The following is a 20,616-nucleotide window of genomic DNA, read 5'->3' on the forward strand; positions in this document are numbered from 1 at the left end:
CTCCCCATCTCCGCTCTTCGCTCCTCCGCCGCTCCCCACCGAAGGATGACCGTCATGCACCGCGCACTGATCGTCGTGGACGTCCAGAACGACTTCTGCGAGGGCGGCAGCCTCGCGGTGGCGGGGGGCGCCGATGTCGCCGCCGCCATCACGGACCTGGTCGGCGCCGCCACCGGGGCCGCCTACCAGCACGTCGTGGCGACCCGGGACCACCACATCGACCCGGGCGACCACTTCTCCGCGGAGCCCGACTTCGTCGACTCCTGGCCGGTGCACTGCGTGGCCGGCACCGAGGGCGTCGGCTTCCACCCGAACTTCGCCCCGGCGGTCGCCTCGGGAGCCGTCGAGGCGGTCTTCGACAAGGGCGAGTACTCGGCGGCGTACAGCGGCTTCGAGGGCACCGACGAGAACGACGTGGCGCTGGCCGACTGGCTGCGCCGGCGCGGGGTCACCGAGGTGGACGTGGTGGGGATCGCCACCGACCACTGCGTCCGGGCCACGGCGCTGGACGCCGCCCGGGCGGGCTTCGCCACCCAGGTGCTGCTGGACCTCACGGCGGGGGTCGCGGAGCAGACCACCGAGCGGGCGCTGGAGGAGCTGCGGGAGGCCGGGGTCCAGCTCACCGGTAAGCCGGTGCTCTGAGGCGAGCCGGTGCTCCGGGGCCCCGGGAGGCGCCCGCGAGGAGGTCGGCGGACGCCCGCGAGGCCGCGGCCCCGGGGCCCCGAGCCCGCGGCCTCCGGCCCCCGGCGGTCTAGGAGCCGGCGGTCGGCCGGAGCAGGGCGCGCATGGGCTGCCACAGCTCGGCGGCCGACTCCGGGAGGGTCCGCCAGAGCAGCCCGTCCGGGTGGTGCAGTACGGCGGTGATCTCGTCCGGGGTCGGCGGGTGGGTGTTGCCGCGCAGATAGACGGCGCGCAGCCCCTGGTTCCGTACCCGGGTCAGGGCGCGGGCGCGGTTGGCGGCGTGCACCAGGACCCGGAGCGTCGCGCCGTCGCCGAGCGGGCTCGGGAGGCTGAGCGCGACGACCACGCTGCCACCGGGCAGCTTGCAGAACCCTCCGCCGGGCATGCGGCATCCCTCCCCTTTGCGATGACACCGATGTCGGTGCTGTCGGTGACGTCGGCGCTGTCGGTGACGTCACTGATGTCGGTGTCGATGTCAATAACGGGTACGCACCACGCACCTAAACACGATCGGCCGCCGCCCGCTAGAGGGCGACGGCCGATCATGCTGTGACCTGCGAGGATGGCGCTTACTTGGTGGACGGTCCGACCTGGAGGGTGATCGTCTGGCCGTTCTTCGGCTGCTTGACGATCGCGATCCGGGTGTTGGTGTCAGTAGTCTTCACGCTGCCCTGCGGGTTGTCGGCGGTCCAGTAGACGCCCTTGTGGTCGTCGAAGACCGGGTTGCCGGCCAGCGACTTCAGGCGCAGCGGGACGTCCGCCTTGTGCAGGGTGAAGCTGTCCGTCCGGAAGGTGCTGAACGGGGCGTCGAACGGCTGGATCTTGTTGCGGAGCAGGGTGCCGTCCTTCCACTTCAGCGGGTCCGGGTGGGCGTCGACCGGGAGGATCAGGCCCTGGCCCGGGTGGACGGCGGTGTTGTTGTCCTTCTGGGAGGTGTCCCACTGCCAGACCAGCAGACCGGTCTGGTACGGGTAGTGCTCCACCCAGCTGTCCTTCGGCGCGTTGAAGCCGAAGTTGTACGGGCCGACCCGGAGGGTGGCGTCGTAGCTGACGTACTGGCGGTTCTCGGCCAGGTAGTACTGCTCGTACTCGTTGGTGAAGGACTCACCGATGCGGGAGAAGCCCTTCGTCGCCCAGGCGGCGTCCGCCTTCTCGGCGTCGTCCGCGAAGACGGTGGTGCCGTCGGCGGTCAGCTTGATGCTGTCGGCGGTGAAGCCCTTGCCGCCCGCGCCGCCGTCGGTCTGGTAGCGGAAGCGGAGGTCGACCTTCTTGCCGGCGTAGGCGTCGAGCGGGAAGACCAGCTTCTGGTACGAGCCGGAGGCGCCGGTCAGCGACGGGGCGCCGCTGGCGTCGACCGGGATGGCCTTGCCGTTGGCGGTGCCGGGCAGGGCGGTCCACTGCTTGCCGCCGTCGGTGGACACCTCGGTGTAGAGGAAGTCGTAGTCGGCCTCGATGTCCCACCAGGCGTCGAGCGTCAGCTCGGCCTTGGACTTGCCGGTGAGGTCGACGGAGCGGGTCAGGGTGTTCTTGAGGTCGTCGCCCATGCCGCTCCACCACTGCGTGGTGCCCTGTGCGGGCTTCACGACCGAGGTGGTGACCTTCTTCTTCGGCAGCTCGACGACGAGCGCCTGGGGCTTCTTGGTGTTGTACTCCGAGACGCCCAGGGTGTGCTTCGACTTGGTCGCCGCCTTGGCCCGCTCGTAGTTGAGCCAGCCGAGCTGGAGCTTGTCCCAGGCGGTCATGTCGCCCGGCAGATCGCCGATCGCGTCCTTGCCGGTGCCCAGCCAGGAACCGGCCGACATCAGCGACCAGAAGCCGACCGAGTTCTCCGCGCCGGGGCGGCCGGAGGTGTCGTACAGGTCAGGGAGGCCCAGGTCGTGGCCGTACTCGTGGGCGAAGACCCCGAGGCCGCCGTTCTCCGGCTGCATGGTGTAGTCACCGACCCAGATGCCGGTGCTGCCGATCTGGGTGCCGCCGGCCTTGTTGTTCGCCGGACCGCTCTTGCCCGCGTCGGTGCCGTACGCGTACCAGCGGTGCGCCCACAGCGCGTCGGTGCCCTCGGCGCCGCCGCCGGCCGACTCGTCCTCGCCCGCGTGGACGAGCTGGAAGTGGTCGATGTAGCCGTCGGGCTCGTTGAAGTTGCCGTCGTTGTCGAAGTCGTAGCGGTCCCACTGGTCGTACTGGGCCAGCTGCGCCTTGATCTGCGCGTCGGTCTGGCCCTTGGCCTTCTGGTCGGCGGCCCAGGCGGTGACGCCGTCGCGGACCGCGTCCCAGACGTTGGAGCAGTTGGTCTGGCCGCACCAGTTGGAGCCGTAGCGGGCCTCGTTGTAGTCGACCTTCACCCAGTCGGAGACCGTGCCGTCGACCGAGTAGCGGCCGGAGGAGGTCTTCTCGTAGTAGGTCTTCAGGGAGTGCTTCTGCTGCCCGGTCTTCTTGTCCTTGCCGGTGCCGAAGTACAGGTCCTGGAAGTGCTGCTGGTTGTAGTCCTTCTGCCAGGCCGTGGAGTTGTCGTTCGCACGGTCGGGCTGGGCTATCCGGTTGTGCAGCGGGCCGGGCACGCCGCCGTACTTGGGCTTCGGCGTGTGGTCGTCGCCGTCGTCGGCGCGGTCGACCAGGGTGGTGTTGTCCACCTTGTCACCGAACTCGACCAGGATGGTGAAGATCTTGTCGGTCTTCTCCCGGCCGAGCTCGACGTACTTCTTGTCGTCCAGCTTGACGACCTGGGAGGCACCCCTGCGCTCCACCTTCCGGTCGCCGGTCAGGACCTGCTCCAGCGCGGCCTTGCGCTGCTGCTCCTGCTGCTTGCTGAACGGTCCGTCGAGGTCGTGGTCGACACCGGCGGCGTGGTCGTGGCCGTGGTCCCCGCCGGGCGCCGGGTCGTGGCGCTCGATGGCGGCCGGGCCGGCCTGACCGTGGTTGTCGGCCTGTGCGGTGGTGAGGGCCGAGGCGGTGGCCGCGGTCGCGGCCAGGGCCACGAGCACCGCGGACGCCCTGAACGCCCGTCGTCTGCTGTTCACTTGATCTTGTCCTCCCCGCGCCCGCGAACCGCGGATGGGGGGTCGAAGTGTTATCCGCGTGCGGTGTCGCGCCACAAGTGACGACATTCGACCGGAGTTCACGGCAAAAAGACAGACCTTGACTTGAACAGGTCAGCTGCCCTATACGAACAGGCGTTCCGTATAACGGACGAGTCAAGAGCGCCGGTGGACGGCCCGCCATCGCTTCCCGCCCCCGGCTGACCGGCCCCGGGCCGATCAGCGGGCGGACGGGCCCACCTCCACGGTGAGGGCGGCGCCGCCGGGCGACTGCCCGACCACGGCGATACGGGTGTGGGTGTCGGCGGTCCGCACTCCGGCGTACTTGTTCTCCGCGTACCAGTGGACGCCGGTACGGTCGTCGAAGACCGGATTGCCCGGTCGCGGGGGCAGCCGGGTCGGCAGGCCGTCCTTGTGCAGGGTGAGGGCCGGCACCGGGAGCAGGCCGAAGGCCGCGTCGTACGGGGCGATCTTGTTGGACATCAGCGCCCCGTCCGCCCAGCGCGGCGGCCGGGGGTGGGCGTCCACCGGCAGCAGCAGCCCCTGGCCGGGGTGCTCGGTGACATTGTTGTTCCGCTGCGAGGTGTCCCACTGCCAGATCAGCAGCCCGGGCCGGTAGGCGTAGTGCTCGGCCCAGTTCTCGTGCGGGGCGGGGAAGCCGAAGGTGTACGGGCCCGTCTCCAGGGTCCGGTCGTACCCGGTGTACTGCCGGTTCTCCGCCAGGTAGTACTGCGGGAAGCGCCCGGTCACCGAGGCCCCGATCCGGGTGAACCCGCGCGCCGCCCAGCCACCGCCCCCGGCCCCGTCCGCCGGCCTGGTCCCGGCTCCGTCCGCCGACTCGCTCCCGGGTCCGTCCTCGGCGCCGTCGGTGAACAGCGCGGTGCCGTCCGCCCGTACGGTGACGGCGTCCGCGGTGAAGCCCTTGCCGGAGACCCCGCCGTCGGTCCGGTAGCGGAAGCGCAGCCCGATCTCCCGCCCCGCGAAGGCGTCCAGGGGGAAGACCAGTCGGCGGTACGTCTCCGAGCTCCCGGTCAGCGCCGGCCGGCCACCGCCGTCCCGGGGGATCGGGGCCCCGTCGGCGGTGCCGTCCAGGCTGTGCCAGCTGGCCCCGCCGTCCGTGGAGACCTGGGTGTACAGATAGTCGTAGTCCTTCTCGATGTCCCACCAGGCGGCCAGCTCCAGCGCGGCCGTCCGCCGGCCGGTGAGGTCCACGGTGCGGGTGAGCGTGGTGGACAGATTGTCGCCGTAGTCGCTCCACCACTGCCGGGCCCCTTCGGCGGGCGGGACCACCGGAGTGGTCACCGTCCGCTCCGGCAGCTCCACCACCAGCCCCTGCGGCAGTCCGGTGCGCCCGGCCGAGGCTCCCAGGACATGCCGGGACGGGGTGGCCGCCTTGGCCTTCTCGTAGCCCAGCCAGCCGAGTTGGAGCCGGTCCCAGGCGGTCATGGCGCCCGGCAGATCCCCGATCGCGTCCTTGCCGGTGCCCAGCCAGGAACCGGCCGACATCAGCGACCAGAAGCCGACCGAGTTCTCCACGCCCGGCACATTGCTGGTGTCGTACAGATCGGGCAGCCCCAGGTCATGGGCGTACTCATGGGCGAAGACACCGAGCCCGCCGTTCTCCGGCTGCATGGTGTAGTCGCCCACCCAGACACCGGTCTCCCCGATCTGGGTGCCGCCGGCCCGGAACCCCGGCGGACCGGTGTCGCCGTCGTCCCGGCCGTACGCGTAACCCCGGTGCGCCCAGAGCGCGTCGGAGCCCTGGGCGCCGCCGCCGGCCGAGCCGTCCTCGCCCGCGTGCACCAGCTGGAAGTGGTCGATGTAACCGTCCGGCTCCTCGAAGTCGCCGTCATTGTCGTGGTCGTTGCGGTCCCAGACATCGAACTGCCTCACCTCGGCGGCGATTTGCTCGTCCGTGCGGCCCGCCGCCTTCCGCTGCGCCACCCAGGCGGCCACGGCGTCCCGGACCAGGTCCTCGACATTGGGGCAGTTGTTGCTCCCGCAGTAGTCGGAGCCGTAACGGGCCTCGTTGTACTCGACCTTCACCCACTCCGAGACCTCTCCCGACACCGAGTAGCGGCCCGAGGAAGCCGTCTCGTAGTACGTCTTCAGGGAGGGCGTGAAGTTCGTGGAGGCCGTGGGGTTCGCGGAGTTCGTGGAGAGCGGCGTCCCGGTGGTTCCGGCGCCCTCGCCGAAGTACAGCCGCCGGTAGTGCTCCGGGCCGTAATCCGGCTGCCAGGACGTGGAGTTGTCGTGCTCCCGGTCCGGGCGCGGCAGTTGGTTGTGGCGCGGGCCCGGTGCGCCGCCGTACTTGACCACCGGCTCCGCAGGGCCCGCCGGACCGTCCGGGTCGTGGAGGGTGGTGGTGTCCACCCGGTCCCCGAACTCCACCAGGACGGTGAAGATCCGGTCGGTGCGCTCCCGGGCCAGTTCGGCGTACTTGCCGTCCCCGAGCCGTACGACCCCCGAGCCGCCGCGCCGCTCAAGGCCCGCCCGGCCGGTGAGCACCCGGTCCAGGGCGGCCCGGCGCCGGAGCTCCTGCCGCCGGGCGTAGGGACCGTCGACGACATGGGCGTCCCGGCGGGCGCGCTCGCCGTGGGAGCCGGCACTTTCAGCGCTTTCAGTGCTTTCAGGGGGTGCAGTGCTTTCAGGGGGTGCAGGGGGTGCAGCACGTTCAGCGGTTTCACGGTTCCGGGGGCCCGCGGGGCTTGACGGCGCGGGTGCTCCCGGCGTACTGGATTCCGGGGCCGCCGGGGGGACGGCCGGGACGGCCGGAGGCGGGAGGGCGGCGGCCGTCGCGGCCAGCAGCAGGGCGGTGGCGGCGACCGCGCGCCGGATGCCCCTCACCGCCCCGTCCCCGCGCGCCTGTGCCACATCACCTTGCCGCTCCCCTCGGTCAGCTGGGCGGACGGACCGCCCGGGGTTCCGTTCCAGGCCCCTGGCATAGGCCGTGATTCCATGCGCCCCCCGTGCACCGGCACTGGGGGTCAGGTCACGCTTACCGCCGGTTCCGCTCGGGCATCCACGGTCATAGAGTCGTGGAGTCGTGATGCCGTGCCGTCGCGATGCGGCGACGCCGTGCCGTCATGACGTCGCACAGGCCCGGCGTGGCCGGCGCGGAGCCGTCAACGGCGCGGCTCGCGCGCGGAGTTACGGCCCCTGCGACGACCCGTGCGACCGATCCGCCAGAGACCACCCACCCGAAGCTTCGAGGACGGATTCCCCGCCATGCCGCGTCCGACCGCCGCACAGCTCGTCTACGGTTCCGCCACCGTCGTCCTCTCGACCGTCGCCCTGCTGTTGCTCTCCGGTACCTCGGCCGTCGCCGGGGTGGCGCTCATCGGCGGGGCCGCCCTGGCGCTCGGGACCCTGGTCGCGCTGAGCGTGCCCGGCGCCCGGCGGGACCGGCGGCTCCCGGCGGAGCCCGGAGCCCGGGCGGCCGAGCGGGTGCCGGGGCCGCGCGTCGAGAGCCGGACACACGGCCGGACCCACTCGCTGCGCTCCTGAGCCGGACCACCACCGCCGGGGCCGGTCACCTCGGGGCGCTGACCACGACGGTCTTGGCCGCCTTGTCGTGCAGCCCCTGCTTGTAGGGCCGGTCGAACAGCATCAGGATCAGCAGGAACAGCGGCCAGAAGCAGGCGCAGCAGATCAGCGCGGGCAGCCACAGCACGATGGCCCGGGCGAGCGCGGCGTTGGTGGGCGGCACGCTGCCGTCGTTGAGCATCGCGACCCGCATCCCCATCAGCCGCTTGCCGAGGGTCTGACCGTTCTTACGGGTCATCAGGGTGTCGTACCCGATGTACGCCACGATCGAGATGAGCTGCACGATCCACTGGCCGCTGTTGGTGTTGGTCCGCCAGATGTCGTCGGCGTCGTCGGAGACATTGCTCCACACGTCGAACGGAATGGCGATCAGGGCGAGCGGTACGAAGATGATGAACCAGTCGATCAGCCGGGCCAGCACCCGTCTGCCGGTGTCGGCCAGCGGCGGCATCCCGGCGAGCGGGTCCCCGCCGAACCCCCCGGGGCCGCCGCCGTAGGGCCCGCCGGGGCCCGGGCCGTAAGAGCCGCCGCCCCCGCCGCCCGGACCGTAGGGACCACCGCCGCCCCCGGGACCGTACGGGCCTCCCCCGCCCGCGCCGGCGGAGCCGTACGGGTCGCCGCCGGAGCCGTACGGGTCGCCGCCGCCCGGGGGTTCGCCGGGGGGCGGTCCCGCCGGCGGTTCCCCGCGGGGCGGCTTGCGGAACGGGTCGTCGTCGGGCGGCTGCTGACCGGGCGCGGGCGGCACATTGCTCATGGGGGCAGTGCACCGCGCGCCGGGATGCCCCGCAAGGGCACGCACGCCGTTCGGCGTAGTGGGTGACCGGCGGCCGTCCGCTCCCGGGGTACCGGGTCAGCCCGCCACGAAGGTGTGCGCGGCCTTGTCGTGGAGGCACTGGCGCCAGGGGCGGTCGAAGAGGCACCAGGCCACATTGACCACGCCGATCACCAGCACCCCCAGCAGTGAGTGGACCAGCCAGCGGCGGAGCGCGGCCCCGAACGACGGCGGCTCGTGGGACTCGATGTCCCGGACCTCGATGCCGCACAGCTTCTTGCCGAGCGTGCGGCCCCACTTGGCGGTCGGCAGCGCCTCGTACAGCGTCCCGAGCACCAGCAGGGCGGCGAGGACGAGACCGAAGCAGGTCGCGGTGGTGCCGTCCACCAGCCAGACGGTGACCGTCTCCCCGGACTGTCTGGCCTGCTCGATCTTGTCGTCGATGTGGTCGAGCGCCTTGAGGACGGCGGGGACGGCCACGGCACCGACGGCCGCCCCGAGGACCAGGGTGTCGATCAGCCGGGCCAGCAGCCGTCTGCCGAGCGCGGCCGGGCGGGCGGCGGCCTGGGCCCGGGCGGCGCGCAGGAACGGGTCCTCCACCGGCGGCTTCCACGGCAGCACCGGCTGCTGGAGCTGGGCCCCGAGCTCGGGCCCGGGGGCGGCCGGTGCCGCTCCGGGCTGGGCGGCCGGTTCCGGCTGAGCCAACTGGTGGACCTGCTGGGCCCAGGAGGCGGCGCCACCACCGGGCCCCTGGGTCACCGGCCCGGCCGGCGCACCCGGCTGCCCGGACGGGACGGCAGGCGCGGGCACGGCGGCAGGCGCGGGTACGGCGGCAGGCGCCGGTGCGGGCACGGCGGCGGGCGCGGGAGCAGCGGCGGGCGCGGCAACGGCCGGGGCGGCGCCCCGCGCGGGCTCGGGCGGCAACGGGGCCGGTGCGGCGGGCCGGGCAACCGGCACCGGCTCCGGGGCTCGCTCCCCGGCGGGCGTGGGCACGGCGCCGAGGCGGTCGGCGGCGGGCTCGGCCCCGGGCCCGGCCACCCCGGCGGCGGGCCCGGTGTGCCGGACCCGCAGCGTGGTGGTGCCGTCCCGGACGACGGCCGGCCCCGACCGCTCCCCCGGCCCCGGTCCCGGCGGCGATACCGGCGCCGGTTCCGGCTCCACCCGCCGTACGCCCGGCAGGGCGCCCCCGGTCGGGTCGGCGGGCAGGGGCGCGGGCCCGGCGTACGGCTCGGGCGCGGTGGCGGGCACGGGCCCGGAGGCGGGCACCGGATACGGCCCGGGTACGGCGGCCGGGGCGGCGTACGGCTCCGGCGCGGCGGCGGGAGCGGGAGCGGCGTAGGACTCGGGCGCGGCGGCACCGGGCCCGGCGTACGGGCCGGCCGGGGCGCCGGTCGCGTACGGCTCGGGCGCGTACGGCTCGGCCGCCGGAACGGGCGCGTACGGCTCGGGGGCGGCGGTGGGGCCGGGGTACGGCTCGACCGGGGCGCCGGGCCCGGGCCCGGGCCCGTAGGGGTCGTTGCCCCAGGAGACCAGCCGGTCCCGGTCGCCGCCGAAGCCGGTCTGCCGGGAGGCGTCGGCCTGCCAGACCGAGGCGGGCTCGGGCTCCGGCTCGGCCGGCTGGGGCTCCTCGTCGAAGAAGACCGGCCCGGTCTCCTCGACGGCGGGCGCGGGAGCCGGGGCCGGCCCGGACGCCGCCACCGGGGCGGCCGGCGGGGCCTCGCCGTCCCGGGGCGCGGGACGGCTCGTGCCGGGCACCCAGGCCGCGCCGTTCCAGTACCGGATGTAGCCGGGAATGGACGGGTCCGGATAGTAGCCGGGCGTGGGGCTGCCGCCGTCGGCCGCCGGGGTGGGGGCGCTCATCACCGTGGTCCCGCATCTCCTAGGAAGCCTCGATTCAAGGCACCACATCTATCAGACGGCCACCCCGCCGGGGGCCGGTCCGACCGCTTCGACCACCATCCGGTCACAACTCGATCACGCTACGGAACAGAAAGTAATGGCCGGAAGTCGCGTAAGGATGCGGCGGCGAGCGGCTCTCCACCGGTACGGGCTCACGCCAGGGTCCGTGCGCAGAAAGGGGAATGGACCGTGGAGCACACCGTGGTGGAACGAGAACTGGAGCTGAGGCTCCTGCTGTCGCCGGACTTCAGCGTCCCGGTCGCCGCCCTGCTGGCCTACCGGACCACCGATCCGTACGCCGTGCACGTCACCTTCCACATCGGCTCCGCCCAGCCGGTGCACTGGACCTTCGCCCGTGAGCTGCTGGTCGACGGCGTGTTCCGGCCGGCCGGCGAGGGGGACGTACGGGTCCGGCCCGAACGGGTGGACGGACGGGCGGCGGTCCTCCTGGAACTCCGTTCGCCGGAGGGGGACGCGGTGCTGGCCGCGCCCGCGCCGCAGCTGTCCGCCTGGCTGGAGCGGACCCTGGTGACGGTGGCGCCGGGCACCGAGTCGGAGCTGCTGGGCCTGGACGAGGAGTTGGCGAGAATCACCGCCTGCACCGACGGCACCGGCCCCCGGCCCCGGCCCCGGCCCCGGGACGACGAGGGCGGCATCACGTCCGTGTGACCCTCCGGCCCGGCTCGTCCGCGACCGCCCGCGACCGCCCTGGGCCACCGGGACGGCGGGACGGCGGGGGCCGGAGAGCCGGAGAGCCGGAGAGTCAGAACAGCTTGCCCGGGTTGAGAAGGCCCAGCGGGTCGAAGGCGTGCTTGATCCCGCGCTGGATCTCGATGCCGACCGGGCCGAGTTCACGGGCGAGCCACTCCTTCTTGAGCACGCCCACCCCGTGTTCACCGGTGATGGTGCCGCCCAGTCCGAGGCCGAGGGCCATGATCGCGTCGAAGGACTCCCGGGCTCGCCGGGACTGGTCCGGGTCGGTGTGGTCGAAGCAGACCACGGGGTGGGTGTTGCCGTCCCCGGCGTGTGCGCAGACGCCGATGGTGAGGCCGTACTCCTCCGCGATGGCGGCCGTGCCCTCCAGCATGGCACCGAGCCGGGAGCGCGGTACGCAGACGTCGTCGATCATCGTGGCGGAGGCGACCGTCTCCAGCGCGGTCAGCGACATCCGCCGCGCCTGGAGCAGCAGTTCGGACTCGGCCTCGTCCTCGGCCGGGACCACCCCGGTGGCGCCGGCGGCGGTGCAGAGCTTGCCGACGGCGGCGAGGTCGGCGGCCGGGTCCGGGGTGTCGAAGGCGGCGAGCAGCAGGGCCTCGGTGGTGTCGGGCAGCCCCATCCTGCCGAGCCGGTTGACGGCCCGTACCGTCGTGCGGTCCATCAGTTCGAGGAGTGAGGGGGCGTGCCCCTGCTCCATGATCGCGCAGACCGCCTCGCAGGCGGCGGCCGCGGAGGGGAACTCGGCGGCGAGCGCGAGCTGCCGGGGCGGCCGGGGCCGGAGCGCCAGGGTGGCCCGGACGATGACGCCGAGGCTGCCCTCGGAGCCGACGAAGAGCCGGGTGAGGTCGTACCCGGCGACGCCCTTGGCGGTGCGGCGCCCGGTGGTGAGCAGCCGGCCGTCCGCGAGGACCACGTCGAGCCCGAGCACGTACTCGGCCGTGACGCCGTACTTGACGCAGCACAGCCCGCCGGAGGCGGTGCCGATGTTGCCGCCGATGGTGCACATCTCCCAGCTCGACGGGTCGGGCGGATAGGAGAGGCCGTGCTCGGCGACGGCACGGGAGAGGGTCGCGTTGATCACCCCGGGCTCGACCACCGCGATCCGGTCGACCGGGCTGATCTCCAGAATCCGGTCCATCTTGGTGAGGGAGAGCACGATGCAGCCGTCCGAGGCGTTGGCCGCTCCGGAGAGACCGGTACGGGCACCCTGCGGGACCACCGGGACGCGCAGCTCGGTGGCGGTGCGCAGGATGTGCTGGACCTGTTCGACGGTGCTCGGCAGGGCCACCACGGCGGGGACGCCGGACGCGCAGAAGCTCGCCATGTCGTTGGCGTAGGAGGCGGTGACGTCCGGATCGGTGTGCAGGGCATCGGCCGGCAGTCCCGCGCGCAGCCGTTCGAGAAGATCGGGAAGATCGTTCATGTCTCCAGACTCGCACCGGGGGCCATCGGTGTGAACCCGCCCGGCGCCCGGTCGGCCAACGCCGGGATGCTCGTCGTATTGACGCACAGTAGGCCGCATGAGCGGGAAGAACGGCGGCACCCGGGCCCGGCGGCGCGCGGCCCGGGCGGGCCGAGCGGCGCGGTCGCCGCAGTCGGTACGGACGGCGGAGCCGGCACAGGCAGCGGAGCCGGCACAGGCGGCGGAATCGGCCGAATCGGCTAACGCAGCCGAACCGGCGGAGTCGGCACGGGCGCCGCAACCGGCGGACCCGGCACGGGCGGAACCGGCACTGCCGCCGGAGCCGGTGGGGCCGGCGGGGCCGCCAGGGCGGGCAGATCGGACGGTGCCGCCGGAGCCGGTACGGCCGGCCGGACCGGTACGGGCGAGGGGCGGCGCGGACGGCGCGGACGGCGGGCGCCGGGTCCGGCGGCGCGCGGCGCGGGCGACGGCCGGCCGGCGGCTGGGCCGGCCGGTACCGGGCCGGGCGGCGGGCACGGCCTCCGGCGGCTGGTGGATCCAGTCCGGTCGGCCGGCCCGGGGCGACCGGCTGGGCCGGTGGTGGCGTCCGGGCCCCGGTGCGGCGGCCCGGAACAGGGGCACCAGGGGCGGGTGGCCGCGGGGCGCGGGCGGGACGACACATGGCGCCTGGCTGCGGGGCGCGGGCGGGACGGCGTACGGCCCATGGCCCCGGCGGGCGATGGTGGCCGGCGGGACCGGGGCGGTGCTCACCGGGGCGGCGATGCTGCTGCTGCCGTTGCTGGGACCGGGGGCCGGGGGCCCGGACCGGTCCGGCGGGCCGCCGCCCGCGGCCGGTCCGGCGGGCCGGGCGATGACGGCGGCGGCCACCGGGGCCCGGGCGGCGCTCACCGACCTCACCGCGCTGATCGACGACCGCGAATCCTGGCTGAGAGCGCACCCCCGCGACGCGGCCGCACCCGCCGCCTGGGCCGTGCTGGGCTCCGCGTACGTCCAGCGCGGGCTGCTCAGCGGTGACCCGGCCGCGTATCCACGGGCCCAGCGGGCGCTCGACCGGTCGCTGGCCGCCCGGCCGGCCGGCCGGGGCAACACGGCGGCCCAGCTCGGCCTGGGCGCGCTGGCCGGGGCCCGGGGGGACTTCGCCACCGCCAAGCGGTGGGGCGAGACGGTCCGGAAGCGGGAGCCGGCGAACGCGGCGGTGTACCCGGTGCTGATCGAGGCGTACCTCGGGCTCGGCGAGCTCCCGGCCGCCGGGACCGCGGCCGAGCGGCTCCGGGAACTCCGCCCGGGCGCCCCCGCGCTGGGGCTGACCGCCCGGGTGCACTGGGCCCGGGGCTGGCGGGAGGACGCCCTGGCGCGGGCCCGGGAGGCGGTGGCTTCGGCCGGCACGCCCGCCGAGAAGGCCGGGGGCCTCCAGGCGCTCGGGGAGATGGCCTGGGAACGGGGCGAACCGGCCGAGGCGGTCGGCTGGTACGACGCCGCCCTCGCGGCCGTACCGGGGCATCCGCCGTCGCTGGCCGGCCGGGCCCGGGCGCTGGTGGCGCTGGGCCGGACGGCCGGGGCGCTCCGGGACTACTCGGCCGCGCTGGCGGCCCAGCCGCTGGCCCGGTACGCCCTGGAACTGGGCGAGTTGTACGCGTCCCTGGACCGGGGGGCGGAGGCCGACGCCTGGTACGCGACGGTACGCGAACGGGCCGCCGCGGCCGCCCGGAACGGCGCCGACGAGACGCTGACGCTGGCCCGGTACGAGGCCGACCACGGCGACCCCGACACGGCGGTCACCGCGCTGCGGGCCGCCTGGGACGGGGGCCGGAGGACGGCGGAGACGGCGGACGCGCTGGGCTGGGCGCTGTACCGGGCGGGCGCGGCCAAGGAGGCGCTGCCGTTCGCCAGGCGGGCCGTGGACCAGGGGCAGCGGAGCGCCCGGTTCCCGTACCACCTGGGCATGATCGAACGGGAGCTGGACCAGGCGGGCCCGGCCCGGCGCCATCTGGCGGAGGCGCTGCGGATCCACCCGGACTTCTCCCCGCTGTGGGCCCCGGAGGCGCGGGAGGTGCTGGAGGCGCTCGGGGAGCCCTCGGAGGGCGGCCCCCCGACGGCGGCACCCACGGCGCCGGCAGCGGGCAAGCCACCGACGGGCAAGCCCCCGGCGGACCCGCCCGCGAAGCCCGCCACCGGGAACTGACCCGGGCACCCCGCCCGGGTACGGGCCGGGGCCCGGATACGGAGCCGGGCCGGTCACCGTCACGGGCCGGTGGGACCCGGTCTCCGACGGGCGCCGGTACCGGCACACCACCGGGGCCGGGCGCCGGACACCGCCCGGGTCACGGGCCCGGGCGCCGGACACCGTCCCGGTCACGGGGCCGGGCGCCGGACCGGGTACGGCAGGCCGGCCGGCCGACGACCGGGCGGCCTGCCGGACGGCCGGCACGCCGACGGGACACGCACGGACCCGCGTGACGACGGGCCGGTGGCCTCGCGGTTCGGGTCCGCGGGGCCGCCGGCCCGTCCGTTCGGGGCCCGGCACCCGCCGGCCGGCGGGGCGACGGGCCGGGACCGGGCGGGTGACCGGCCGGGTGGGGCGACCGGCCGGAGGCGGCCGCGTAACCGGAGTGCCGGTCCGCCACGAGGGACCGAGCGCCGGGCCGGCAGCGGCACCCGGCACCGGACACCGGCAGGCGGCACCCATAGCCGGCGGCAGGCGGCACCAACAGCGGGCAGCGGGCAGCGGGCGGCAGCGCGATCAGAGGTTGCCGCGCTTCTCCTGCTCGCGCTCGATGGCCTCGAAGAGCGCCTTGAAGTTGCCCTTGCCGAAGCCCATGGAGCCGTGCCGCTCGATCATCTCGAAGAACACGGTCGGCCGGTCCTGCACCGGCTTGGTGAAGATCTGGAGCAGGTAGCCGTCCTCGTCCCGGTCGACCAGGATCTTCAGCTCGCGCAGGGTCTCCACCGGCACCCGGGTCTCCCCGGCCCACTCGCCGAGGGTGTCGTAGTAGGAGTCCGGGGTGTCCAGGAACTGCACGCCCGCCGCCCGCATCGTGCGTACGGTCGACACGATGTCATTGGTGGCCAGGGCGATGTGCTGGACGCCGGCCTCGCCGTAGAACTCCAGATACTCGTCGATCTGGGACTTCTTCTTGGCGATCGCCGGCTCGTTGATCGGGAACTTCACCTTGAGGGTGCCGTCCGCGACGACCTTCGACATGAGCGCGGAGTACTCGGTGGCGATGTCGTCGCCCACGAACTCCTTCATGTTGGTGAAGCCCATGACCTTGTTGTAGAAGGCCACCCAGTCGTTCATCCTGCCGAGCTCGACATTGCCGACGCAGTGGTCGATCGCCTGGAAGGTGCGCTTGGCCGGCGGCTCCACGATCGGGTCGGCGGCGACGAAGCCGGGCAGGTACGGGCCGTCGTAGCCGGAGCGGTCGACCAGGGTGTGCCGGGTCTTGCCGTAGGTGGCGATGGCCGCCAGCACGACCGTGCCGTGCTCGTCCTTCACCTCGTACGGCTCGGTGATCCCGGTGGCGCCCTGCTCGACGGCGTAGGCGTACGCCTTGCGGGCGTCCGGCACCTCGATGGCGAGGTCGACCACCCCGTCGCCGTGCGCCGCGACATGCTCGGAGAGGAAGGTGCCCCACTCGGTGGACGCCTTGATGACGGAGGTCAGGACGAACCGGGCGCCGCCGTTCGTCAGGACGTAACTGGCGGTCTCGCGGCTGCCGTTCTCGGGGCCGGAGTACGCCACCAGCTTCATGCCGAAGGCGGTCGAGTAGTAGTGCGCGGCCTGCTTGGCGTTGCCCACGGCGAACACGACCGCGTCCATTCCCTTCACCGGGAACGGGTCGGCCTGCCGGGCGGTGCCGGGCGTCTGGGAGATGGTCTCAGTCATGGCGGCAGGGTCTCTCCGTTCCACAAGGTGCGCAATAGTTCGCGCATCCTCTGGTCAATCTGCCCGGCGGGTGGCCACTATGTCCGGGCGATCTGTACAGGATGACCACCGGGAGGCCGCCATGGCGATCGATCATCTGGACGGCAGGCTCATCGTGCTCCTCGCCCGGGAGCCGCGCATCGGCGTGCTGGAGGCCTCGCGGCGGCTCGGGGTGGCGCGCGGCACGGTGCAGGCCAGGCTGGACCGGCTCCAGTCGCACGGGGTGATCCGCGGGTTCGGCCCGGAGGTGGACCCGGCGGCGCTGGGCTATCCGGTGACCGCCTTCGCCACCCTGGAGATCCGGCAGGGGCAGGGCGCCGCCGTCCGGGCGCATCTGACCGGGGTGCCGGAGGTGCTGGAGCTGCACACCACGACCGGCCGGGGGGACATGCTCTGCCGGCTGGTCGCCCGCTCCAACGCCGACCTCCAGCGGGTGATCGACCGGGTGGTGGCGTTCGAGGGCATCGTGCGGGCGTCCACCGCGATCGTCATGGAGAATCCGGTGCCGCTGCGGATCATCCCGCTGGTGGAGCAGGCCGCGACGGAGGGGTGAGCCGCCGCCGCTCCGGCGCCGGAGGTGGGCCGGGGCTCAGCAGGCGGGGACCGCGGCGCCCCGGTCCAGGGCGCGCAGCGAGGAGACCGCGTCCTTGAGAGTGGTCACCGGAATCAGCCGCAGCCCGCGCGGGAGCTGGGCCGCGGCGTCCCCGCACTCGGCCTTCGGGACCAGGAAGACGGTGGCGCCGTCCCGGGCCGCCGCCCGCGTCTTGAGCGAGACCCCGCCGACCGCGCCGATCTCGCCGTCCGGGGCGATCGTCCCCGTGCCGGCGATGGTGCGGCCCCCGGTGAGGTCGCCGCCCGCGCCGTTCCCCGCCAACTTGTCGACGATGCCGAGCGCGAAGAAGAGTCCGGCGCTGGGCCCGCCCACGTCCGCGAGCTTCAGCGTGACCTTGACGTCCTCGGGCCTCTTGCCGAGATAGCCGAGGGCGGCGAGGGTGGCGGCGTCCTGGGACTGGCTCATCTGCTTGAGGTTGCGCCGCTCGGTCTCGGCGTCCGACTTGTCCGGCGGATAGACCGAGTCGCGGGGCAGTACGGCCCGGTCCTCGCGGAACCAGGCGTCGAGTACGTCCCCGAGCCCGACCTCGGCGGACGGGCCGGTCGCCACGATGGTGGTCGCCCGCAGCTGGCCGCTGGTCGCGCGGACCGGCGCGCCGCTCACCGTGATGACCGGCGCGCCCTGGTGCCGGCCCAGCACATCGGCGGTCGAGCCGGGCTCCGCCAGGGTGAACGGCAGCGGCGCGAGCGCGGCCACCGCGAGGAGGGCGAGGACCGGCAGCGCGCACAGCAGCAGGACACGCGAACGGGGGAGGCGGGAGAGACGGGAGAACACGGGGCCAATCTATCGGCCCGTGCCCGGCGCACCGGGCGCCGGTCGGACACGCGCGCCACCGGCCCGCCGGCCGCACCACCACCGGGCCGCCGGCCGCACCATCACCGGCTCACCGACCGCACCGCCACCGGCCCGGCGCCCTGCAGCCGCCACCGGCCCGCAGTCGTCACCGGCACCGGCCCGCCGTCCTCACCGCAGGGCCTCCACGACCTCCCGGGCCGCGTCCACCACCCGGGGGCCGACCCGGTCCGGTACGGCGTCCACCAGCATCACCACGCCCACGCTGCCCTCGATGCCGCTGACGCCCAGGAGCGGAGCCGCCGCCCCGCTGGCGCCCGCCTCCAGCTCGCCGTGGGTCAGGGTGTAGCCGGGGTCGTCGAGGGCGCCCCTCCGGGCGGCGAGTATGGCCCGGCCGGCGGCGCCCCGGCCCAGCGGATGGCGGAACCCGGCCCGGTAGGCCACGTGGTAGTCGGTCCAGGTCGGCTCGACCACCGCCACGGCCAGGGCGTCGGCCCCGTCCGCCAGGGTGAGATGAGCGGTGGCCCCGACGTCCTCGGCCAGCGACCGCAGGGCCGGCAGCGCGGCCTCGCGGACCAGCGGGTGCACCTGCCGCCCCAGCCTGAGCACCCCGAGCCCGACGCGGGCCCGGCCGCCGAGGTCCCGGCGTACCAGGGAGTGCTGCTCCAGGGTGGCGAGCAGACGGTAGACGACGGTCCGGTTGACGCCGAGGCGGTGCGAGAGCTCGGTGACGGTCAGCCCGTGGTCGGTGTCGGCGAGCAGCTTGAGGACACGCAGTCCCCGGTCGAGCGTCTGGGAGGTCTCCGCGGTCACGACGCCCTCTCCTTCACAGTGAAGTGACCGGCGGACCCCGCCCGGCGCGCACGACCCGCCGGGTGTTTCCGTGGTCACCGGTCCCGTCGGGGACGCACGGAGAGCCCGCCGGCAGGCCCTGGCACACCGGCTGCGCTCCGCGGCGGCGCTGCCACGGGGCGTTTCGTATGTGCCGGGGACAGTAGCGACGGACTCCGCTCAGCGGAAGACCTCGTCCAGAATCCGGGCGCCGGGGTTCCGGAACGCGGGGGTGCGGGGCGGGGGCGGAGCCCCTCAGGCGCCGGCGGTCCGGGCACCGGCAGTCCCCGGCGGGCGCAGCCCCGGCCGGCGGCCGACGCCGGAGTCCGGCGGGGCCCCCGGGGGGACCGGCCCGGCCGACGCCCCGGAGACCGGTGATCGGCACCCGGGGGACGGCCCGCGCCCCGGAGCGACTCGCGGACACAACCCCGGGCACCGGCAGTCCCCGGCGGCCGGCCTCCCGGGACGGGCGGCCGGTCGCCGGGACGGGGCGTGGCTCACCGCATCCGGGTGGCCCACTCCTGGACCTTCTTGATCCGTTCCCGGATCTGCCCGGCGGTGGCCTCGGCGCTCGGCGGGCCGCCGCACACCCGGCGCAGCTCGGTGTGGATCACCCCGTGCGGCTTGCCGCTCTGGTGGACGTACGCGCCGACCATGGTGTTCAGCTGCTTGCGCAGTTCCAGCAGCTCCTTGTGGGAGACCACCGGGCGGCGCTCGGCCGGGAGTTCGAGGAGGTCGGCCTCCTCGGACGGCTTCTGCTTGCTGTGCGCGATCTGCCGGGCCTGCCGCTTGCGGAGCAGCAGCTGCACCTGGTCCGGTTCGAGCAGCCCGGGGATGCCGAGGTAGTCCTGCTCCTCGGCGCTGCCGGGGTGGGCCTGCATGCCGAACTCGGCGCCGTCGTAGAGCACCCGGTCGAAGACGGCGTCGGACTCCAGCGCCTCGAAGGGCAGCATGTCCTGTTCGCCGGTGTCCTCGTCCTGCTCCCGGTTGGCCTCGTCCATCTCCTTCTCGGACTCGGCGTAGGGGTCCTCCTCGCCCTCCTTCTTCGGCTTGTCGAGGACGTGGTCGCGCTCGACCTCCATCTCATTGGCGAAGGTCAGCAGGGAGGGGATGGTCGGCACGAAGACCGAGGCGGTCTCGCCGCGCCGCCGGGAGCGCACGAAGCGGCCGACGGCCTGGGCGAAGAAGAGCGGGGTGGAGATGGTGGTCGCGTAGACGCCGACGGCCAGCCGGGGGACGTCGACGCCCTCGGAGACCATCCGGACCGCGACCATCCAGCGGTCCTCGTTCTCGCTGAACTCGTCGATCCGCTTGGAGGCGCCCGCGTCGTCGGAGAGCACCACGGTGGCCCGGGTGCCGGTGATCTCGCGGATCAGCTTGGCGTAGGCGCGGGCCGAGTCCTGGTCGGAGGCGATGACCAGGCCGCCGGCGTCCGGGATGGCCTTGCGGACCTCGGTGAGCCGGTGGTCGGCGGCGCGCAGCACATTGGGCATCCAGTCGCCGCGCGGGTCGAGCGCGGTGCGCCAGGCCTGGGAGACGGCGTCCTTGGTCATCGGCTCGCCCAGCCGGGCGGCGATCTCGTCACCGGCCTTGGTGCGCCAGCGCATGTTGCCGCTGTAGCTGAGGAAGATGACCGGCCGGACCACGCCGTCGCCGAGGGCGTTGCCGTATCCGTACGTGTAGTCGGCGGCGGACCGCCGGATCCCGTCGTTGCCCTCCGCGTACGTGACGAAGGGGATCGGGTTGGTGTCCGAGCGGAACGGGGTGCCGGTGAGCGCCAGCCGGCGGGTGGCCGGCTCGAACGCCTCCAGACACGCCTCGCCCCAGGACTTGGAGTCGCCGGCGTGGTGGATCTCGTCCAGGATGACCAGCGTCTTCCGCTGCTCGCACCGGTTGCGGTGCAGCATCGGGCGGACGCCGACACCCGCGTAGGTGATGGCGACCCCGTGGTACTCCTTGCTGAGCGGTCCGGCGCTGTAGTCCGGGTCGAGCTTGATCCCTATCCGCGCGGCGGCGGCCGCCCACTGCTTCTTCAGGTGCTCGGTGGGGGCGACCACGGTGACCTGCTGCACCACATGGTGGTGGAGCAGCCAGGAGGCCAGCGTCAGCGCGAACGTCGTCTTTCCGGCGCCGGGCGTGGCGACCGCCAGGAAGTCCCGGGGCTGCTCCTGGATGTACCGGTCCATGGCGCCCTGCTGCCAGGCACGCAGCTTGTTGGCGGTGCCCCAGGGGGCCCGGCCGGGAAAGGCGGGTGAGAGGTGATGGGAGGCGGCGGTAGTAGTCACGGTCTCCGAACTCGGGGGCCCTCGGTTACGTACGACAACCGGGCCACCCTACCGGTGCCTCCCCCCGCCCCCGCCCGGACCGGCCCATGAAGCCAGG

The 20,616-nt window shown here is 74.2% G+C and carries 15 protein-coding genes; 5 read left to right on the forward strand and 10 right to left on the reverse strand.

The features are described 5' to 3' along the window. The first annotated feature begins 54 nt into the window (after positions 1-54). Positions 55-642 (forward strand): isochorismatase family protein, encoded by a 588-nt coding sequence (locus NX801_RS26470; protein ID WP_258790449.1) that lies wholly within the window; start codon positions 55-57, stop codon positions 640-642. Positions 643-751: 109 nt separating this feature from the next. Here NX801_RS26470 and NX801_RS26475 read toward each other — a convergent pair whose 3' ends face one another. The 3 genes from NX801_RS26475 to NX801_RS26485 all read right to left on the reverse strand — a co-directional run bounded on the left by NX801_RS26475 (position 752) and on the right by NX801_RS26485 (position 6,233). Beyond that, positions 752-1,066 (reverse strand): hypothetical protein, encoded by a 315-nt coding sequence (locus NX801_RS26475; protein ID WP_258790450.1) that lies wholly within the window; start codon positions 1,064-1,066, stop codon positions 752-754. Between the two features lie 184 nt (positions 1,067-1,250). Next, positions 1,251-3,698, reverse strand: a complete 2,448-nt coding sequence (locus NX801_RS26480) for an immune inhibitor A (protein ID WP_258790451.1) — start codon at positions 3,696-3,698, stop codon at positions 1,251-1,253. A gap of 237 nt (positions 3,699-3,935) precedes the next feature. Next, a complete protein-coding gene (locus tag NX801_RS26485) occupies positions 3,936-6,233 on the reverse strand; it encodes an immune inhibitor A (protein ID WP_258790511.1) in 2,298 nt (765 codons plus the stop codon). Positions 6,234-6,944: 711 nt separating this feature from the next. Here NX801_RS26485 and NX801_RS26490 point away from each other — a divergent pair. Beyond that, the gene (locus NX801_RS26490) at positions 6,945-7,223 is read left to right on the forward strand and encodes a hypothetical protein (protein ID WP_258790452.1); all 279 of its coding nucleotides are present in this window, start codon (positions 6,945-6,947) and stop codon (positions 7,221-7,223) included. Positions 7,224-7,248: 25 nt separating this feature from the next. On the opposite strand, the gene NX801_RS26495 is transcribed toward NX801_RS26490, so the two are convergent. Both NX801_RS26495 and NX801_RS26500 read right to left on the reverse strand, forming a co-directional pair. Then, complete coding sequence (locus NX801_RS26495; protein ID WP_258790453.1) at positions 7,249-8,016, reverse strand: RDD family protein; 768 nt, start codon at positions 8,014-8,016, stop codon at positions 7,249-7,251. A gap of 96 nt (positions 8,017-8,112) precedes the next feature. Then, complete coding sequence (locus NX801_RS26500; protein WP_258790454.1) at positions 8,113-9,894, reverse strand: RDD family protein; 1,782 nt, start codon at positions 9,892-9,894, stop codon at positions 8,113-8,115. Positions 9,895-10,122: 228 nt separating this feature from the next. On the opposite strand from NX801_RS26500, the gene NX801_RS26505 reads away from it, so the two are divergent. After that, positions 10,123-10,602, forward strand: a complete 480-nt coding sequence (locus NX801_RS26505) for an SsgA family sporulation/cell division regulator (RefSeq protein WP_258790455.1) — start codon at positions 10,123-10,125, stop codon at positions 10,600-10,602. A 94-nt stretch (positions 10,603-10,696) separates the two neighbouring features. Here NX801_RS26505 and NX801_RS26510 read toward each other — a convergent pair whose 3' ends face one another. Continuing rightward, positions 10,697-12,073 carry an FAD-binding oxidoreductase gene (locus NX801_RS26510; protein ID WP_258790456.1) on the reverse strand — a complete coding sequence of 459 codons (1,377 nt, stop codon included), beginning with the start codon at positions 12,071-12,073 and terminating at the stop codon, positions 10,697-10,699. A gap of 718 nt (positions 12,074-12,791) precedes the next feature. Here NX801_RS26510 and NX801_RS26515 point away from each other — a divergent pair. Further along, positions 12,792-14,255: a tetratricopeptide repeat protein gene (locus tag NX801_RS26515; RefSeq protein ID WP_258790515.1), complete on the forward strand. Its 1,464-nt coding sequence runs from the start codon at positions 12,792-12,794 to the stop codon at positions 14,253-14,255. A 558-nt stretch (positions 14,256-14,813) separates the two neighbouring features. Here NX801_RS26515 and hppD read toward each other — a convergent pair. Continuing rightward, a complete protein-coding gene (gene hppD / locus NX801_RS26520) occupies positions 14,814-15,959 on the reverse strand; it encodes a 4-hydroxyphenylpyruvate dioxygenase (RefSeq protein WP_258790457.1) in 1,146 nt (381 codons plus the stop codon). A gap of 121 nt (positions 15,960-16,080) precedes the next feature. On the opposite strand from hppD, the gene NX801_RS26525 reads away from it, so the two are divergent. Further along, positions 16,081-16,551, forward strand: a complete 471-nt coding sequence (locus NX801_RS26525) for an Lrp/AsnC family transcriptional regulator (RefSeq protein ID WP_258790458.1) — start codon at positions 16,081-16,083, stop codon at positions 16,549-16,551. A 36-nt stretch (positions 16,552-16,587) separates the two neighbouring features. On the opposite strand, the gene NX801_RS26530 is transcribed toward NX801_RS26525, so the two are convergent. The 3 genes from NX801_RS26530 to NX801_RS26540 form a co-directional block, all read right to left on the reverse strand. Further along, complete coding sequence (locus NX801_RS26530; RefSeq protein WP_258790460.1) at positions 16,588-17,385, reverse strand: S16 family serine protease; 798 nt, start codon at positions 17,383-17,385, stop codon at positions 16,588-16,590. 189 nt (positions 17,386-17,574) lie between these two features. Then, positions 17,575-18,216: an IclR family transcriptional regulator gene (locus NX801_RS26535; protein ID WP_258790462.1), complete on the reverse strand. Its 642-nt coding sequence runs from the start codon at positions 18,214-18,216 to the stop codon at positions 17,575-17,577. 515 nt (positions 18,217-18,731) lie between these two features. Beyond that, the gene (locus tag NX801_RS26540; protein ID WP_258790463.1) at positions 18,732-20,519 is read right to left on the reverse strand and encodes a DEAD/DEAH box helicase; all 1,788 of its coding nucleotides are present in this window, start codon (positions 20,517-20,519) and stop codon (positions 18,732-18,734) included. Between the last annotated feature and the right edge of the window lie 97 nt (positions 20,520-20,616).

The organism is Streptomyces pyxinae, from assembly GCF_024756275.1.
Lineage (GTDB): Bacteria > Actinomycetota > Actinomycetes > Streptomycetales > Streptomycetaceae > Streptomyces > Streptomyces pyxinae.